The sequence below is a fragment of the bacterium genome, from assembly GCA_008933615.1.
GTDB lineage: Bacteria > CLD3 > CLD3 > SB21 > SB21 > SB21.
Window position 1 is genome coordinate 35027 of sequence record WBUR01000031.1, and the last position, 17713, is coordinate 52739.

The 17713-nt window shown below is 44.1% G+C and carries 18 protein-coding genes and 1 tRNA gene; all 19 read left to right on the plus strand.

All coding sequences use genetic code 11. The features are described 5' to 3' along the window. Window positions 1-69: 69 nt before the first annotated feature. The 19 genes from recJ (at window position 70) to F9K33_12055 (ending at window position 17503) form a co-directional block, all read left to right on the plus strand. Window positions 70-1797 (plus strand): single-stranded-DNA-specific exonuclease RecJ, encoded by a 1728-nt coding sequence (gene recJ, locus F9K33_11965; GenBank protein ID KAB2878760.1) that lies wholly within the window; start codon window positions 70-72, stop codon window positions 1795-1797. 16 nt (window positions 1798-1813) lie between these two features. After that, window positions 1814-2401 (plus strand): D-glycero-beta-D-manno-heptose 1,7-bisphosphate 7-phosphatase, encoded by a 588-nt coding sequence (gene gmhB / locus F9K33_11970; protein KAB2878761.1) that lies wholly within the window; start codon window positions 1814-1816, stop codon window positions 2399-2401. 22 nt (window positions 2402-2423) lie between these two features. Continuing rightward, a complete protein-coding gene (locus tag F9K33_11975) occupies window positions 2424-3584 on the plus strand; it encodes a pyridoxal phosphate-dependent aminotransferase (protein KAB2878762.1) in 1161 nt (386 codons plus the stop codon). Window positions 3585-3617: 33 nt separating this feature from the next. Next, a tRNA-Pro gene (locus F9K33_11980) sits at window positions 3618-3692 on the plus strand. A 157-nt stretch (window positions 3693-3849) separates the two neighbouring features. Continuing rightward, on the plus strand, window positions 3850-5394 hold the full coding sequence (locus F9K33_11985) for an NAD(P)H-hydrate dehydratase (protein KAB2878763.1): 1545 nt from the start codon (window positions 3850-3852) through the stop codon (window positions 5392-5394). 58 nt (window positions 5395-5452) lie between these two features. After that, the gene (locus F9K33_11990; GenBank protein ID KAB2878764.1) at window positions 5453-6235 is read left to right on the plus strand and encodes a hypothetical protein; all 783 of its coding nucleotides are present in this window, start codon (window positions 5453-5455) and stop codon (window positions 6233-6235) included. 234 nt (window positions 6236-6469) lie between these two features. Beyond that, complete coding sequence (folE, locus tag F9K33_11995) at window positions 6470-7033, plus strand: GTP cyclohydrolase I FolE (GenBank protein KAB2878765.1); 564 nt, start codon at window positions 6470-6472, stop codon at window positions 7031-7033. A gap of 40 nt (window positions 7034-7073) precedes the next feature. Beyond that, window positions 7074-7871, plus strand: a complete 798-nt coding sequence (locus F9K33_12000) for an enoyl-CoA hydratase/isomerase family protein (GenBank protein KAB2878766.1) — start codon at window positions 7074-7076, stop codon at window positions 7869-7871. 173 nt (window positions 7872-8044) lie between these two features. Next, window positions 8045-8797, plus strand: coding sequence for a hypothetical protein (locus tag F9K33_12005; GenBank protein ID KAB2878767.1), 753 nt, complete (start codon window positions 8045-8047; stop codon window positions 8795-8797). A 16-nt stretch (window positions 8798-8813) separates the two neighbouring features. Beyond that, window positions 8814-9614, plus strand: a complete 801-nt coding sequence (locus F9K33_12010) for a 2,4-dienoyl-CoA reductase (protein KAB2878768.1) — start codon at window positions 8814-8816, stop codon at window positions 9612-9614. 7 nt (window positions 9615-9621) lie between these two features. Further along, window positions 9622-10488, plus strand: coding sequence for a DUF4835 family protein (locus F9K33_12015; protein KAB2878769.1), 867 nt, complete (start codon window positions 9622-9624; stop codon window positions 10486-10488). A gap of 7 nt (window positions 10489-10495) precedes the next feature. After that, window positions 10496-11884, plus strand: coding sequence for a sigma-54-dependent Fis family transcriptional regulator (locus tag F9K33_12020; GenBank protein KAB2878770.1), 1389 nt, complete (start codon window positions 10496-10498; stop codon window positions 11882-11884). A 26-nt stretch (window positions 11885-11910) separates the two neighbouring features. Then, window positions 11911-12858 carry a hypothetical protein gene (locus F9K33_12025; protein ID KAB2878771.1) on the plus strand — a complete coding sequence of 316 codons (948 nt, stop codon included), beginning with the start codon at window positions 11911-11913 and terminating at the stop codon, window positions 12856-12858. 119 nt (window positions 12859-12977) lie between these two features. Continuing rightward, entirely contained in the window at window positions 12978-13334 is a 357-nt protein-coding gene (locus F9K33_12030; GenBank protein KAB2878772.1) for a TfoX/Sxy family protein, read from the plus strand. A 290-nt stretch (window positions 13335-13624) separates the two neighbouring features. Continuing rightward, entirely contained in the window at window positions 13625-14182 is a 558-nt protein-coding gene (locus F9K33_12035) for a hypothetical protein (GenBank protein KAB2878773.1), read from the plus strand. A 157-nt stretch (window positions 14183-14339) separates the two neighbouring features. After that, window positions 14340-14864: a DinB family protein gene (locus F9K33_12040; protein ID KAB2878774.1), complete on the plus strand. Its 525-nt coding sequence runs from the start codon at window positions 14340-14342 to the stop codon at window positions 14862-14864. A gap of 377 nt (window positions 14865-15241) precedes the next feature. Next, window positions 15242-15670, plus strand: coding sequence for a hypothetical protein (locus F9K33_12045; protein ID KAB2878775.1), 429 nt, complete (start codon window positions 15242-15244; stop codon window positions 15668-15670). A gap of 393 nt (window positions 15671-16063) precedes the next feature. Further along, window positions 16064-16696 carry a hypothetical protein gene (locus F9K33_12050; GenBank protein ID KAB2878776.1) on the plus strand — a complete coding sequence of 211 codons (633 nt, stop codon included), beginning with the start codon at window positions 16064-16066 and terminating at the stop codon, window positions 16694-16696. A gap of 258 nt (window positions 16697-16954) precedes the next feature. Continuing rightward, on the plus strand, window positions 16955-17503 hold the full coding sequence (locus F9K33_12055) for a hypothetical protein (protein KAB2878777.1): 549 nt from the start codon (window positions 16955-16957) through the stop codon (window positions 17501-17503). Window positions 17504-17713: the final 210 nt, after the last annotated feature.

Sequence of the window (17713 nt, forward strand, 5' to 3'; positions counted from 1 at the left end):
GGATAATTTATTCACACCATACTATGAATTTTAAAGAACTAAATATTAATATAAACTCCAAGCTACCTTATGTTAGAACAACAATGGGTACTCAATAACCATCATGATAAGGAGCGTTTAAAAAAACTAGCAGAAGAAATCAATGTCCCGGAACTCATAGCCAGCATCTTATTTAATCGTGGTATCACCACATTTGATGAGGCTAAAAATTTTTTTCGTGCTGAAAATGCTCCGCTTATTGACCCTTTCTTAATGTACAACATGGACGTTGCCGTTAAGCGCGTGATCGAAGCGATGGATAATCGTGATTCGATCATGATCTACGGCGATTACGACGTGGACGGAACCACCAGTACTTCCATGTTATACCTATTCCTTCGTGAGATCCACAAAGGACTTATTACCTATTACATTCCGGACCGAGTCAAAGAGGGTTACGGATTGTCGCGAAGCGGCATTACCGCGGCTCATGCGCAAGGCGTCAAGCTGGTGATCGCGGTTGACTGCGGAATTACTGCCGTCGACCAGATAAATCTGGCCAATGAATTCGGCCTTGACGTTATTATCTGCGATCATCACCATCCCGGCGATGTGCTGCCCAACGCGCTGGCGATATTAAATCCCAAACAGGAAAAGTGTTCTTATCCGTTCAAAGAACTGTGCGGCGTTGGCGTTGCGTTCAAACTGGCGCAGGCCCTGACGGAAACGTTGAAAATCGATCGCGGAATTTTATTACAGCACCTTGACCTTGTTGCGATCGGAAGCGCGGCGGACATAGTTCCGCTGATAGGAGAAAACCGCACATTAGTAAAGAACGGCCTGAAACTGGTGAGCGAAGCAAATAAAGTCGGCATCCGCCAGTTGGTCAAAAACGCCAACGTATACGGCAAAGCAATTTCAACCGCCCAGATTGTTTTTTCCCTTGCGCCGCGCATTAATGCAGTCGGCAGGCTGGGCGACGCGAACAGGGCAGTTAAACTTCTTATTACTAACAGCGAAACGGATGCCGTAGAATTTGCAAGTGTACTGGAGTCGGAGAACCGGAACCGGCGTGACTTGAATGAAGTAATGTTTCTGGAGGCCTGTGAAATTGTTGAAGAAGAATTTGATTTTGAAAAAGATAAAGTGATCGTTGTTTTCAAAGAAGGCTGGCATCAGGGTGTGATTGGCATCGTTGCGAGCAAGCTGGTCGAGCGGTATTACAGGCCTGCGATCGTTATTGCAGAAGCCGACAACCGAGGCAAAGGATCAGCCAGAAGCGTCGAAAATTTTGACGTATTTCAGGCGCTAAAGGCTTGTGAAGACATGATGGTCGGGTATGGCGGACATAAGTATGCGGCAGGATTAACTATCGAATTGGATAAGATCGTGGAATTCAGACGCCGTGTGAACGCGTATGCTGAAATAAATTTACCGCCTGCGGATCTCATTCCGAAGATCCAAATTGATGCAGAAATAACGCTCGACTCGATCAATGAACGCCTGATGAATTTGTTAAACTTATTCAAACCGCACGGACCGGGAAATATGCGTCCGATATTTTTGTCGACCAGCCTGCAAATCGTCGGGTATCCCCAATTAATGAATGAACGCCATATTCGCCTGAAGGTGCGACAAAACGGAGCTACGTTTGATGCCGTGGGCTTCAATCTGGCGCATCACTATAACAAGATCGGCGTGGGCGATAAACCTATTGATTTAGTTTATCAAATAGACGAAAATACATGGCAGGGCCGCACGACCACGCAACTGAAGATCAAGGACCTGAAAGTGCAAACCAACGGCAAGCTGAATTAATATCGGAATCGGATTATTGGAACAGTCAAAACACAGGGCGGTATTCATTGACCGGGACGGGACTTTAAATGTTGAAAAAGATTATGTGTACAAGATCGAAGACTTTGAATTTATTCACGGAGCCAAGGAAGCCGTTCGTCTCCTAAACGAGCATCATATTAAGGCCATCGTGATAAGTAATCAATCCGGTATAGCGAGAGGTTATTACACACCCAATGATGTACACCTTCTTCACGATTACATCCAAAGGGAATTGAGAAAAGAAAAGGCACAAATTGATGCCTTTTTTTATTGCCCGCATCATCCGGACGGAACCATCGATGAATTTCGTAAAGTATGCGATTGCAGAAAACCCAGCCCAGGCATGATTTTACAGGCAGAGCAAAAGCTAAATATCGATTTGCAGAGTTCCTACGTGATCGGAGATCATTTATCGGATATTAAATTACAGGAAAAAGTTCCGGTAAAAACTATTCTGGTAAGGACAGGTCATGGAAACAAAGCATTAGAGGAGCTGCAGAAAGAGAAGATAAAGCCGGAGAGAATTGAAGAGAACTTGCTTGATGCGGTGAATTATATTATACGAACGACGAATCCTTTCTAATATTAAGACTTAGGAAAACGCAATGGATTACACTTTTGCAGACCGATTAAAGAACATTACATCGTCGGCGACGGTTAGTCTGGCGGAAAAAGCCAAAAGTTTACGCGATGCCGGACAAGACATCATCGATTTGACCATCGGTGAGCCGGATTTTCCAACGCCGCCGCATATTATTCGCGCGGGTTACAGGGCGATGATAAAGGGGCATACGAAATACACCAACAGCCGCGGCATAATTGAATTGCGAAAAGCAATCGCGCAAAAACTGGAAAACGAAAATGAGCTGCTGTATTCCGCAGATACTGAGATCATCGTGACTCCCGGAGGAAAGCAAGCCATCTTGTATGCGGTGTTAGCGCTTATTAATCCCGGCGATGAAGTATTGTGCATCGAGCCGTGTTGGTTAGGTTACGAGAGCTGCATCGCTTTGGCGGGCGGCGTCTATGTCGGAGTAGAAACTCACGAAGAAGACGGATTTTCAATAACTGAAAAACAGATCCTGGAAAAAGTTACGCCGAGAACTAAACTCATGCTGATAAATAGCCCGTGTAATCCGACCGGCAAGGTGTTGACCAAAGAAGAACTGGAGATCATTTCAAAAATCTGCATTGAAAAGAACATGATGTGTGTGTCGGATGATATTTATGAAAAAATTATTTTTGATAATCATCGATTTCATTCTATAGCTTCTTTGCCTTCGATGCGCGAACGGACTCTTGTATTAAACGGTTTCTCCAAAGCGTATTCCATGACGGGCTGGAGGCTTGCGTATCTTGCCGGTGATCGAAAAATAATAGGACAGATCAATAAACTTCAGCAGCTGTCTGCGACTTGTCCTTCGGCCGTTAGCCAGTGGGCGGGCGTGGAAGCTTTGACGGGCCTTCAACTGCACTTAAAAAAAATGACTCAGGCTTATGAGGTTAGACGGAATATAGTTCACAAGGGATTTAACAACAAAAAACTGGCATGTTTTAAGGCTCAAGGAGCCTTTTACGGATTTGTTAATGTCAAAAGACTGGGGATGAGTTCGGATCAGGCGTGCGAATTTCTATTAGAAAAAGCTAAGATGGTCACGGTTCCCGGCAGCGCATTTGGCAAAGCCGGAGAAGGATATGTGCGGATTTCGTTTGGTACGTCCGAAAAGAATCTAAAGAAAGCAATAAAAAATCTTGAGTATTTGTAGACGCCATAGTATATTGGCGCATAATTGATGATTCGGAATGTGGCGCAGCCCGGATAGCGCACTCCCTTGGGGTGGGAGGGGTCGGAGGTTCAAATCCTCTCATTCCGACAAATTTTTTCTTCGTTTCTTTCCTTCCTTTTTTCATCTTCCTTAGTTAAATTATATTCAACGGTTTGGTTACCGGCACGGAAAGGTACTTTCTCGCACGGTGATGGTACCAAACGAACCTTATTTATTTTTTCAGTAGTTTTTATAATCATTGCAAATGAAAAAAATCGTAACGCCGCAAGACATGCAGGAGATCGACCGTAGAACCATTCAGGATTATAAGATCAGCGGCGAGGTATTGATGGAATGTGCGGGTGCGGCAGTATTTGGGCGTATCAGGGTTTTGTTTGCAGAATATACTTCCAAGAACATTTTTGTTTTTTGCGGTAAGGGCAACAACGGCGGTGACGGGTTTGTAATTGCACGTTATCTGAAGGAAAACGGCGCTGCACCTAAAGTATTTGTTACCGGCAGTATGGAAGACGTTAAAATGGATGCGCGCATTCATTTCAATAAACTCATAGCCGGCGGCGTACAGCCAATTTTTATTTCCAACGGACATGATCTTGGGAACGAGAAGCCGGATATTATTGTTGATGCGCTACTAGGAACCGGCGCGCGCGGCTCTCTTGATGGAGAACTTCTGAATCTTGTCGAGAAAATTAACGCGTGGCGAAATCAGCAAGGGTGTTATGTGCTTTCGGTTGATATTCCGTCCGGGATGAACGGTGAAACTGGCCGCGTAGAGAATGCCGCCGTCAAAGCGGATGCAACGGTCACCATGGGTTTGCCGAAATCGGGACTACTTTTCGGGGATGGAAAACACTATACCGGAAAACTGTATGTTGCGGATATCGGGTTTCCCGATGAACTGACACGCGGCGATAAATTTGTACTGATCGAAAAAGAAGACGTCAGGAAGTTATTAAAACCCCGCAGGCACAATGCATACAAATATGATTTCGGCAAAGTTTTGATTATAGCCGGTTCGCGCGGCATGAGCGGCGCGGCTTTCTTAGCGGCGAAATCAGCGCTGAGAATTGGGGCCGGTTTGGTTAAAGTTGCTATTCCGGAGGGAGTCGCGCATGTGATCGAGCATGCACTGCCGGAAGCCATGACGCTGCGTTTGGAAGAAACTAAAGAGGGCTCACCTGCATATCGAAATCGTGAACGGTTAATAGACTATATGAATTGGGCAGACGTAACGGCCATCGGCCCGGGATTGTCCCAACACGATGAAACCATACAACTCATTCAGGAAATAGTGCAACAATTAAAAAAGCCTGCTGTAATAGATGCCGATGCGGTAACGGCCCTTGCGGGAAAGTCGGAATTGATTTCATCGGTTGCATCCGGCATGGTTTTCACTCCGCACATTGGTGAATTTGCCGTTTTGTCAAATGTTGTAAAAGAGAAAATAGTTTTGGATCGTATAGATCACCTTCGGCACACCTCGCGAAAATTAAATAAAACGATTTTACTCAAAGGTTCACCGACCCTTATTGCCGCGGCTGACGGGCGTATTCATGTTTGCAACACCGGTAATCCGGGCATGGCGACCGCAGGAAGCGGGGACGTCCTGACCGGGATCATAGCCGGCTTGCTGGCGCAACAATTGCCATCCGAACAAGCGGCCTTTGCCGGAGCTTATATCCACGGACTTGCCGGCGACGTAGCGAAAAATAAAAAAACAGAAATGGGGTTGATCGCTTCCGATATTGTCGATTATCTTCCCGAAGCGCTCATGGACATCGGAGCTTGATTCTGTAAAATTAAATTATATTTTAACTTATCATTTAATCAGAGTAAAAAACTCAAAGATGAATAAACGAAAACTCTTAATGGGCTCTTTGCTTTTAGTTGCCGTATCCTCGGGCTTTTTGGTATACCCGCGCGCCGAACAATATTTTTATCGTCAACAAATGGAAAAAGAAAACATTGAAACGCTGCAAAAAATCACGTCGAAAGATGTTGTGACCAAGTCGGCGTTGGAATCAATTCAGGCGTCGGTATTAAAGCCCGTTATTCCGGAAAAAGCGTACCTGGAAGTACCGTTTTTCTGCCAGGCGCCTATGACAAATGATGCGAGTTGGGATATACACCACGCCAGTTGCGAAGAGGCGGCTGTATTACAGGCCGTTTACTATGACACGGGAATCAAAGAAGCTGATCTTGCAAAAGTAGACAAGACGCTTCAGGATATGATCGCGTGGCAGGAAAAGCATTTCGGCGTTCACAAGGATATTCATGCCGACAGTATTAAAATGCTGATGGTGGGATTTTTCGGGTACGATGCGGATGAGATCGCCATCATGCGTAAGGCAAGCATCTATGACATAAAACAGCAAGTTGCGCTGGGCTTTCCGGTGGTAGCGCCTACGTACGGGCGTATGCTGAAAAACCCGTTCTATAAACAACCGGGGCCTGAGTATCATATGGTTACCGTTATCGGTTATACCGAAGACCGTATTATTACAAATGATGTTGGAACCAAAAGGGGAAAGGACTTTTCGTACCCTTTGGAAATATTTAAAATGTCTATGGACAAAGAAGGAGCCGATGCGCTCGTCATCCGGTCCAAACGTACTATTCAAAAACAATAAATTTAATGAATTAGTGAAAATTTTTCTTGCATTCGTGAACCTGATTCTATATCTTGCCGTTGCATTTTTGTTATTTGAGAATCCACCTTTTAAACTTAGTCAATGCAATCTATTTTGTTTTTCACATTGAAAGTTCAATTAGACACTAAGAACCATTTTATAAATTTTTTTACATCGTACAATTAACTCGAACCCTGAACGACAGCCGCTTCAGGGTTCTTTTTTTATACCGGTATGAATACCAAAGAACTGATCAAAAACTTGCTTAAGAACTACGGGGAAAATCCCGACCGTGAGGGGCTTTTGGAGACTCCGGAACGCGTGGAGAAGAGTTATGATTTTCTCATGGGCGGTTATAAGATGAGCCCGGAAGAAATCATCAATTCCGCCGTTTTTGAGGAAGACATTAACGAAATGGTGCTGGTCAAAGACATTGAACTATACAGTCTTTGCGAGCATCACATGCTTCCGTTTTTCGGGAAATGCCATATCGCGTACATTCCCAACGGTAAGATTATCGGATTAAGTAAGTTGCCGCGTGTGGTAGATATTTTCAGCAGGCGTTTGCAAGTACAAGAAAGGCTCACACAGCAGATAGCGCATGCCATTCATGACGCGCTCAATCCGCAAGGCGTAGGCGTAATTATCGAAGCGCAGCATCTCTGTATGATGATGCGCGGCGTTGAGAAACAGAAAAGTTTAACGACGACCAGTTGCATGCGCGGCGTATTCAAAGAGGATAGCCGGACGCGCAGCGAATTTCTGACATTACTCAGGACCGGCACTCAAATTTTATAATTCAATTCATACTAATAAAAAAACCAACAGGAGTTGTACCATGGCCGACAAAGTTTTAGTTCAATATGAGGTTAAAGACCGTATTGCGGTTCTCACATTGGCTGATCCGCCTGCAAATACTTACACGCATGAGATGATGCGCCAATTGGATGAAGCCATATTGAAAGCGCGTTTTGACGAAAACGTCAATGTGATACTGCTGACCGGCCTTGGTGAAAAATTTTTCTGCGCCGGTGCTAACATTGACATGCTCAGCAAGGCCGATCCTGTTTGGAAATATTATTTCTGCCTTCATGCCAACGAAACCTTGCTTCGGCTGGAACAGACGCCGAAGTTGGTCATTGCCGCACTAAACGGGCACTGCGTCGGCGGCGGATTGGAAATTGCTATGGCAGCCGATATACGCATCGCACGTAAGGACGGCGGGATGATCGGCTTACCGGAAGTATCATTAGGCGTCTTGCCCGGCACCGGCGGGACACAGAGGTTTGGCCGCGCCGTCGGACGAAGCAAAGCGATCGAACTCATGGCTACCGGCAGAAAATTTTCGTACGAAGAAGCATTGGATATGGGGCTGATCAATTATATTTATGAAGGGAATAGCCAGCAATTCATGGAACAGGTGATGGCCTACTCTAAGCAATTCACCATACCCAACAAAGCGGCGATGGCCGTGGGCCATATTAAACGGTCGGTACAAACCGGTTTGGAAATAGGCCTTGAGCAAGGGCTGGCTGTTGAACGCGAATTACAGTCTCTCCTTTTCAAAAGCAGCGATGCGAAAGAAGGTCTCATGGCGTTTGTAGAAAAGAGAACGCCTAAATTCAGCGGAAAATAAAAAGCGGGGAAAAGTGCGCAACGACTCACGTATTTTTAATACGATGATACATATTATGAATTCTCAAATATGGTACCCGTCCATCGGATACCGAACGATGTAAAACACAAATGCACTAAATGAAATCATTTAGTGCATTTTTTTTTAATTTATTTTTCTAAGGAGGCACGACATTGCAGGCGACGATACAAAATTTAGTAACATTGCAGGGCATTGACACCAAGCTCGCAGAAATTGAAATGCTGCGGGGCGATCTACCGAAACAGGTTGAGAGCCTTAAAGCGGAGTTATCTGAATTGAAGGAAGAGATCCAATCCGATCAGAATTCCATCGAAGCTTTTAACAAGGAGAAGAGCGACATTTCCAACGAGCAGGCGCTTAACAAAGAGAAACTGACGAAATTCCAGGATCAACTTTACAAAGCGACGTCGAACAAAGAATATGAGGCAACCTCATCCCAGATTGAGCATTGCGAACAGGAGAACAACCGCATTAAGTTGCGCATTATCGAAATTGATTCGAAGGTGATGGAAATGGAAGAAGGCCTGAAGCCAAAAGTGGAAAAGCTGTCAACGCTGGAGGCGGATTATCAGGAAAGAGAAAACGAACTGAATATCAAGATCAGCGAGACTTCAAAAGAAGAAGACGGATTGAAAGAACGCAGAAATGCAATTACTCCGAAGATCCGGAAAGATCTGGTCAGCAAATATGAACGCATTCGTAAGGCCAAGAACGGTTTAGCAGTAGCCGCGATAGTAAAGTCGTCGTGCGGCGGTTGTTTTAATCAGATCCCACAACAGATCATCATTGAGCTGAAGAAAAAAGATATGATTCGCACGTGCGAATACTGCGGCAGGATCATATATTTGAACGATGCAGACTTAGCGAGCCTTGAAATGGGCGCCATGTCTAAAATGAGTTCATGACCAATTATAACATACCATGTTAGATAATACATTTTTAAAAGACCGTCTGGTGGTCATAACCGGCGGTGGAACCGGACTGGGTAAGTCCATGGCAGAGGCTTGTGCCGTTCGCGGGGCCCACATTGCTATTGCCGGGCGCCGGAAAGACGTTTTGGAAACCGCCGCGCATGACCTTTCAAAACACGGCACGACGGTAACGCCCATTACATGCGACGTTCGTGTTCCGGAACAAGTTCAAAACATGACGGATATGTTGATTAAAAAATTTGGAAGGATCGATGCGCTGATCAATAATGCTGCGGGAAATTTTATATGTCCTGCGGAGAATTTGTCCATCAACGGGTGGAATTCCGTTGTCAATATAGTTTTAAATGGAACTTTCTACTGTTCCAGTTCGATCGGTAAAACTATGATCAAAAATGGAGGCGGCACGATCATCAATATCGTTGCAACTTACGCATGGGCATCGGAACCCGGCGTGGTGCATTCTGCCAGCGCGAAGGCGGGCGTTCTGGCTATGACGCGCACACTCGCAGCAGAGTGGGCTAAGTATCATATCAGGGTCAACGCTATTGCGCCGGGCGCAATTCGCACCGAAGGGACGGATAAAAACTTGTGGAGTGATGAGGATCAGCGCGAGCGTATGAATCGGAGGATCCCCATGCGCCGGTTCGGCCAACCGGACGACGTGTCCAACAGTTTACTTTTTCTATTGTCTGATTATTCACACTATATTACGGGTGAAGTCATAACGGTGGACGGCGGGGGGTGGCTCGGCAAAGGTACCTATGAAATGATAGACGTGACAAAAGACTGAAAGAAAAATGAAACTCACATTTTACAAATTCTTCGTTTTGATATTGATGCTGTCTTTCGGCAGTAATGCTTACAGCCAGAAGATCGTTGCCAAGGTCAAAGTGATTCATGACAAACTGCAAGGACGTAATCTCGATCTTTTTGAGGGATTTGAACAAAAGTTAACGAGTTATCTGAACGACTATAATTGGTCTAAAACCGATGATCAGACGCCTCTGAATCTCGAGGTGCAAGTATTTCTGGAAAAAGTGATAGATGAAGGCGGCGCCAAAACCGTTTCAGCCACGATCTATTTTTCAAATTCTAAAGAATTACAATACTTGGATAATGGATGTATATTCGTTTTGAAGAAAGGGTACACTTTCTATCATAATGACAATGTAATCGATCCATTATTGAGCATTATTGATTTTTACGTGAATATCATGCTGGGCGATGAAATGGATACGCTTGGAAAATTTTTGGGGACAAACTATTTTCAGAGAGCCAAGAGCATTGCACTGCAATCCAAGGCGTTGATCGCTTATAATGCGAGAGGATGGGAAGACCGGCTTCTTAAAGCGGAACTGTTTTTGGATCCTCGTTATCTTGATTACCGCATCATGAAAGATTTTTTCTATGAAGGCCGGTTCAACTATGAGGACGGGGATATTACATTGGCGCGAAAGAACGTGTCGAAAGCGGTTGATCTTTTTCAAAGCCTCAAGGGAAAAACCGAAACCGCATATCACACCGAGCGTTTCATTCAAGTACATTACATTACTATCTGTAAGATATTCGAAAAATCAGGCGATACCCGCCTTTTCGACCTCATGATCGAGCTTGATCCGAAAAATAAAGATACTTATGTAAAATACCGAGACGGTAAATTGTAATCCTCCCATGCCGAATTCCAATCAATTCAAAATACTAGTCATTGAAGACAATGCCACTATGCGTGAAGGTATTGTTGAAGTGCTTAAGCCGCAATATACAGTGGAGTGCTCATCAAACGGACAAGACGGACTAACCCTGATCCGGAAGCAGTATTTTGACGTCGTTATCACAGATTATAAAATGAGCGCTTTGGACGGTATAAAAGTTTTGAAAAATGTGAAAGAGATTTCTCCTGAAACGGAAGTGATATTGATCACTGCCTTTGGCACAGTGGATATTGCCGTGGAGGCAATGAAATTGGGCGCGTCCGACTTTATTACAAAACCGTTTTCACCGGATGAGTTGTTACTCAAACTTAATAAGATCTTAAAAGTTTATCAGGAACGAAGGCTGTTTGTTAAAACAGACGAGGAGAATAAATATCTAAGAGAAGTAATCCGTGACAAATATAATTTTGGTGAGATCGTCGGCAGTTCACCGCGAATGAAAGACATTTATGAACTGGTCAGGAAGAGCTCGGAAACGGACAGTTCGGTTGTGATATTTGGGGAAAGCGGCACTGGAAAGGAACTCATCGCGCGCGCGATCCATTATAACAGTTCGCGCAAAGATAAACCGTTTATCAAAGTGAACTGCGCTGCGCTGACGGAAACGCTGCTGGAAAGCGAACTTTTTGGGCACGAAAAAGGTTCTTTTACCGGCGCGATCAAAACAAAAAAAGGCAGATTCGAATTGGCGGATACGGGAACGTTATTTCTTGACGAAATTGGTGACATCACACCGAATGTCCAGGTGAAATTACTGCGCGTGATACAGGAGCAGGAGTTTGAACGCGTCGGCGGGGAAGTAACGCTGCGTGTAAATACACGCATCATAGCGGCTACCAACCGTAATCTTCTTGACGGGGTCAAGAAGGGCGTTTTCAGGGAAGATTTGTATTACAGGCTTCATGTTATACCTATTCTGCTTCCGCCGCTGCGCGACAGGAAAGAAGATATTATACTGCTCACAGAGTTTTTTATTCATAAAATAGAAAAAGATACCGGAAAAAAAATAAAAGTAGAGCAGGGGATTCACGAAATACTCCAAAAGTATCATTGGCCGGGGAATGTTCGTGAACTCGAAAATATTATTGAACGTGCGGTGGCTCTTGCCGATCATAATACCCTGACTCCGGCCGATTTTTCAATGATACAAAATGCGGAACGGGAATTCTTGTTAAACCTTGAGGATGTCGAGTCGGCCGGGCTTGATGCTATGCTTGAACAAATCGAAAAATCCATGATTGAAAAAGCGCTGGACAAAAGCGGCGGCACTCGAACAGAAGCCGCACGTATACTGGGTATAAAGACAAGCGCGTTTTATTATAAACTGGAAAAATACGGCCTGCTTTAAAGCGTTTTGATTTGAGGTTTGAGATTATGAACCGGTGGTATTATCGTATTCGAAAGAGCGGCTTTTTTTTATTAGTACTGCTATTGCCTTATTCTATTTACGGCCAGATCCAGTCTGAATTTTCATCCCCATCTGTCATTGAAATTTTGCGCTTTTTGGAAAAGTCGCATCACGACGTAACTACTTTTGATCAGACAAAGAAAATGCTGACTGTACAATATGACACCCTCGTTCTTCATATCGACCGCATTAAACAGGCGGGTGACATCGGTTTCTTCGACCGAATAGAATTAAAAGGCTTACTCAAAGAATCCGAAGATATTGCAAAAAAGATTGTAAAGATCGATAACCTGATCCGCGCCCACGGAGAAGCGAACGAACAACAGATCGCCAAACTTGTAGAGATCATGGACAAAGAGATAAGCGACACGATTCGGGTGTTGCTATCCCGGAAGAACGATGACGATATCTCTTACAACGAGATGTCTAAACTGAACAAAATGTTTGCGGAAAAAGCTCCATTTCAGACTTACCGAATGAAAAAATTCGACATGCCGCTCGTTGACATAAGAATGCAGCGCAATGACGAGCCTGAAGAATTATACCAGAAAGCCGATTACCTGCTGGATCAGTCGGACCGTCTAACTGTGTATTGCAACGATCTCGATCGCATGATACTGTTTATTCGCGCAGAAAACGACTTGAAAGAGATCGTTACGCGATTTATGCGCTCGCGGGGGAATGAATTGAGCGCCGTTTCAGGAATTAAATTCTATTTCCCTGATTCCCTTGCCGCGCTTCAACGCCTGCCGCTTTCAAAAAACCTTGTTATGCCTTTTGACGATTACGGTACACTGATGGAACGGCTCACGGATGAAAGAGAAGCGGCCCAATCACGGATCAGGTTGTACACCGAAAAGTCCGAAGAAATCAGGGACATTGCGGATTACAAACATAAGATCTGGGAAAAGTAAACGGCTGCCTGAAGAACACGAAAGATTTTCAGCCTGAGCCGGCGGAGGGCTGAAGGTTTTTCTTATTTAGGAGTTAACCGGATCAGCACATTAATTTATAAAGCGAAAGGCGCATTGTTATGGCATACGATCAGGAATTAGCCGTCCGCATTCGCGGAATACTCGGTAACAAAAAAATTCGTTTCGAAGAAAAAGAAATGATGGGCGGCGCATGTTATTTAGTAAAGAAGAAAATGTGCGTTGGCATTATCAAAGACGATCTTATGGTTCGTCTCGATCCCGATATGTACGCCGAAGCGCTGATGCGCAAAGGATGTAGGGAGATGAATTTTACCGGCAAACCGATGAAAGGGTATGTAATGGTGGAACCCGCAGGCATGAAGAACGACAAGGAACTCGGATCGTGGATACAACTTGCGCTGGATTTCAATCCGAAGGCCAAAGCGAGTAAGAAGAAAAAGAAAAAACCCAAGTAAAGGAATCGGTAATTGGCGTTTCAGAAAGGATAGAACGAACGCTAAACAGACTCTCGGCGGATGTCATTCTGTAAGAATCTTTTTTGAATCGGTGATATTACTTTACTCAAAAAGATTCTTTCAGAATGACAGTGTTTTTTGTTTTCATATTGTAACGTGAAGAAACCATTGACAAATCGCATTTCAAGCCTTACCTTTTTCTAGTCTATTCATCTCAGTAAATCGTATTCTCAAAAAAAATACCGCCGGATCCTCCGGCACATTATTCATCACTAAATGAGGAGAATGCCATGGTTTCCATCTTATCGCTCTGGCTGCCGATCCTGCTGTCCGCAGTGGCCGTATTTATTGTCAGTTCGATCATCCATATGTTCCTTCACTGGCATAAAGGCGAATATCCGAAACTAGCGAATGAGGAGCAGGTGATGGACACGCTTCGTCCTATGAATCTGAAGCCCGGCGATTATATGGTGCCTAGAGCGGCGAGCATGGAAGATATGAAATCGGAGGCGTTTGCTGACAAGATGAAAAAAGGCCCGGTGCTGATCATGACGGTGCTTCCGAATGGGACTCCTTCGATGAGCGGAAATTTAATACAATGGTTTTTATACTCGTTGGTCATCGGAGTTTTTGCTGCATACGTGGCCGGGCGCGCGCTGACTGCAGATGCAACGTATCTTCAGGTTTTCCGCTTTGCCGGTGTCACGGCATTTCTGGGTTATTCGGCAGCGCTTTGGCAGATGTCTATTTGGTATAAACGGTCATGGACAACGACAATCATGGCCACCGTAGACGGTTTCATCTATGCGCTCGTGACAGCAGGCGTGTTCGGATGGCTTTGGCCGTAGGGTGGAAATAACAAATGTTTCGGTCTTATGTATTTGAGATTTGATTGTGATTTGTGTTTTGGAATTTGGGATTTAAAATATTGGTGATTTGTGTTTTGGAATTTGGGATTTAAAATATTAGTAATTTGTGTTTTTGAAATTTGGAATTTAGTACACTATGAAATTCGATCTGAACCAAGCTATTGAAATACTCGAGCGAACGCCGAAGATCATGGAATCCATGCTCTCAGGCCTTTCGGACGAATGGATCATGAACAATGAAGGCGAAGGCACCTGGTGTCCGTTTGACATCATCGGCCATCTCATTCACGGCGAAAAAACAGACTGGGTTCCACGAATGGAAATTATACTCTCCGATCAAACGGATAAGCGCTTCGAACCTTTTGACCGCTTCGCGCAATTCCAGTCCAGCGAAGGAAAGAACCTCTTACAGTTATTAGTGGAATTCAAAACGCTTCGGGCGGCAAATCTCGAGGACCTCCGGTCGAAGCGCTTGACCGCGAATGATCTCCAAAAAACAGGCGTTCATCCGGCATTCGGTGCGGTGACGCTCGGACAGCTGATTTCCACCTGGGCCGTGCACGACCTGACGCATATCACGCAGATCGCGCGGGTTATGGCGAAACAATATAAAGATGAGGTCGGCCCGTGGGTGGAATACCTGCGTGTGCTTCAGTCTTAGGCCGAGTCGTGGAATACCTGTGTGTGCTGCAATACTGAGATCAGATGATCAGAAACCTTCAGTTTATTGCTCTTAATACCCGGCGCGGCAATTTTTATTTTCCCACTTGCGGATGATGCTAATTCCGGACACAAACCTTGAAGGTTTGCCGCGCAGCCTTAGGAAATTTCATTTGACAAATACCCCGCCTCAGAGTACATTCCTCCGTCTATCAACGTTCTTTCTATCGTAGGATTTCTCGTCATGATCAATTTTAATAAGAAAATATTGAATAAACGCGATTGTATATTGTCACAAATGATTGCGTGTGCACGCAGTTTCGGTTATAGAGAAAGATCTGTGCCATCAGCGCGTCATGAAAATGAACGGTGTAAAATATGGGTAACGGCAAGGAACCTCCTGATCGGCAGGAATATCTCACAGAACGAAAATTATTAATAGAATTAGAATCAACTGCGGCCTCGACTTTTGATAAGGCCATGTTGACGCTTTCTGCGGGCGCGATAGGATTGTCTATCACATTTACAGAAAAAATTGCATCTAACCCTATCTGTAAGGAATTTTTATACACGTCTTGGTGCTTCTTACTTGTATCATTGTTGGCAATACTTTCATCATTCATAACCAGCCAACATGCACTGAGAGAGCAACGGGATAATTTAGATGGCAGGTATAATGAAATGGATTTTAAAGAAAAAACGACGTTTGCAATGGTAACAAATATACTCAACTGGCTTTCCATCTCTACGTTTACTATCGGCATCATATTTCTGATTATTTTTGCTATAAAGAATTATAAGAATTAAGGAGGCATCATGGCATCTGAGGAGAAAAAAGAAAATAATAAACTAAATGTTATGTCTGACGACCCAAACCTGAAAATGGGATTGGTTCCACCTAAGCAGCCTGCAAATAACATAGTGGAGAAGCCAGTTGAAAATAAACCAGTGGAAAACCAGCCAACACAGGAAAAACAGTCGGAAGAATAGAAGATATACTCTGAGGTATAACAAGCGGCTTCCTTGTACGCTGTGCGACACTTTTTGATTTTACGAAAGAGATTGTGGGGCGTCGCTCGCCAGTAGCTCGCTCACGGTTTGAGTATGTTCTTAATTAATTGTATTTTTCCCCGCGTGCGAGCTACTGCGTGTAGCCGCCGGGCGCTATGTGCCATGTCGCCTAACCAAGAAGACCTTTATATGAATATCGATAATCTTATAATCACTTTAAATCAAGACGCTGATCAAATTGCTTCATATTGCAAAACTTTAACCTCTCCTGAAATAAAAGTTATAACATTAGACATTTTTGTAATCGGTTCTGGTCAACGAACGATATATTTAATTGATGGTTTTCTTGATTCAATATTGAAAGGTAACTTTGTTTGTACTGCTCCCATTATTAGAATGAACCTCGATACTCTTCTCAGAATAATATTCATCATGAAGCATGGGACGGAAGAAATACTTTCACAATTTGTTGAAGGTAAGGCTTTTCGAAATATTAAAGATCAAGACGGTCGCAAATTGACCGATCAGAGACTACGAGAGTACGCGCGACCCCATTACAAGTGGATAGATCCAGTTTACGAACAAACTTCTGATTTTGTTCATTTGTCGAGCCGCCACTTCTATTCACACGTTACAATTGTAAATAGCGACATTAGCAATATACACTTTCGATATGGAAGACCAGCAATTGAGTGGATGAAAAAAGAAGATGTGTTTGAACATTGTGCGGCGATGCAAACAATTTCTAGTAACGTAAAAATAATGATTGAGAAGTATATTAAACATCGCCCGAACATTCACTTAGGGCGACCCATCGCATAACATCTTTAAAAAGTACTTTGTCTTGCGGCTTACACGTGCCGCTTCGCGACGCCTTTTGATTTTACGAAAGAGATTGTGGGGCGTCGCTCGCCAGTAGCTCGCTCACGATTTGAGTATGTTCTTAATAAATGTTATTTTTCTCGCGTGCGAGCTACTGCGTGTAGCCGCCCAGCGTTATACGCAATTGCAGCCCCGGTTAGATGTTTATTGAAATTAGCGAGTGTCTAATTATTCTTTCCAAAAGCATGCGTGGTGAGCGTGAGCGATAATTACAACATCCTGTATCATATTGATGATCAAGATCAAATCGTACTTGTGAGCGAGACATGGGATGCTTTCGCGTTAGCAAATGAAGGACACAATATTCTATCATCGCATGTATTCCGCCGCTCAATATGGGATTTCATTAGTGATCCTGCAACTGAGCAAATATACCGGCAGGTGTTGAAAACCATACGTAGTGGTCGGTCATTGCGATTTAACTTTCGATGTGATTCGCCCGCTCGTCGAAGGCTGTTGGAAATGAATATTGTTTCGGGACAACGGTCAACGGTTATTTTTAACACACGCACCTTGTCTGAAGAGATGCGGCATCCGCCCGCGATCCTCGGCCCTCGTAAACCTAGTTCCGATAAGTTTGTGCGTATGTGTGGCTGGTGCAAGAAAATCGATATGGGGAATCAGTGGGTCGAAGTTGAAGTTGCCATGGAACAACTGCGTTTGTTTGAGGAAGAGAAGGTTCCTTCAATAACTCATGGTATTTGTGGCGAATGCTACGGCAAGATGAAATTACTAATTGAATCTTGAGCCAAAGCCGGACTGCAATTGCGGTTGTCATTAAATGTGACGAAAAAGGATTTTTATTACTTACCAATGGAATTGATTAAAGAATGTGCTTATCGGGTTTACTCACATACGTCATGGTGAGCCCTTCGGCAGGGCTCAGGACAGGCTTGTCGAACCATGACCAAGTTTAGTAAAATCAGTCTTCGACTTCGCTGGTATGTAAAGAGTCAA

Excerpts from the sequence above, each read along its gene's own strand:
- recJ (KAB2878760.1), top strand. The coding sequence starts at position 70 with ATGTTAGAACAACAATGGGTACTCAATAACCATCATGATAAGGAGCGT.
- F9K33_11975 (KAB2878762.1), top strand. The coding sequence starts at position 2,424 with ATGGATTACACTTTTGCAGACCGATTAAAGAACATTACATCGTCGGCG.
- F9K33_11985 (KAB2878763.1), top strand. The coding sequence starts at position 3,850 with ATGAAAAAAATCGTAACGCCGCAAGACATGCAGGAGATCGACCGTAGA.
- F9K33_11990 (KAB2878764.1), top strand. The coding sequence starts at position 5,453 with ATGAATAAACGAAAACTCTTAATGGGCTCTTTGCTTTTAGTTGCCGTA.
- folE (KAB2878765.1), top strand. The coding sequence starts at position 6,470 with ATGAATACCAAAGAACTGATCAAAAACTTGCTTAAGAACTACGGGGAA.
- F9K33_12000 (KAB2878766.1), top strand. The coding sequence starts at position 7,074 with ATGGCCGACAAAGTTTTAGTTCAATATGAGGTTAAAGACCGTATTGCG.
- F9K33_12010 (KAB2878768.1), top strand. The coding sequence starts at position 8,814 with ATGTTAGATAATACATTTTTAAAAGACCGTCTGGTGGTCATAACCGGC.
- F9K33_12015 (KAB2878769.1), top strand. The coding sequence starts at position 9,622 with ATGAAACTCACATTTTACAAATTCTTCGTTTTGATATTGATGCTGTCT.
- F9K33_12020 (KAB2878770.1), top strand. The coding sequence starts at position 10,496 with ATGCCGAATTCCAATCAATTCAAAATACTAGTCATTGAAGACAATGCC.
- F9K33_12025 (KAB2878771.1), top strand. The coding sequence starts at position 11,911 with ATGAACCGGTGGTATTATCGTATTCGAAAGAGCGGCTTTTTTTTATTA.
- F9K33_12030 (KAB2878772.1), top strand. The coding sequence starts at position 12,978 with ATGGCATACGATCAGGAATTAGCCGTCCGCATTCGCGGAATACTCGGT.
- F9K33_12035 (KAB2878773.1), top strand. The coding sequence starts at position 13,625 with ATGGTTTCCATCTTATCGCTCTGGCTGCCGATCCTGCTGTCCGCAGTG.
- F9K33_12040 (KAB2878774.1), top strand. The coding sequence starts at position 14,340 with ATGAAATTCGATCTGAACCAAGCTATTGAAATACTCGAGCGAACGCCG.
- F9K33_12045 (KAB2878775.1), top strand. The coding sequence starts at position 15,242 with ATGGGTAACGGCAAGGAACCTCCTGATCGGCAGGAATATCTCACAGAA.
- F9K33_12050 (KAB2878776.1), top strand. The coding sequence starts at position 16,064 with ATGAATATCGATAATCTTATAATCACTTTAAATCAAGACGCTGATCAA.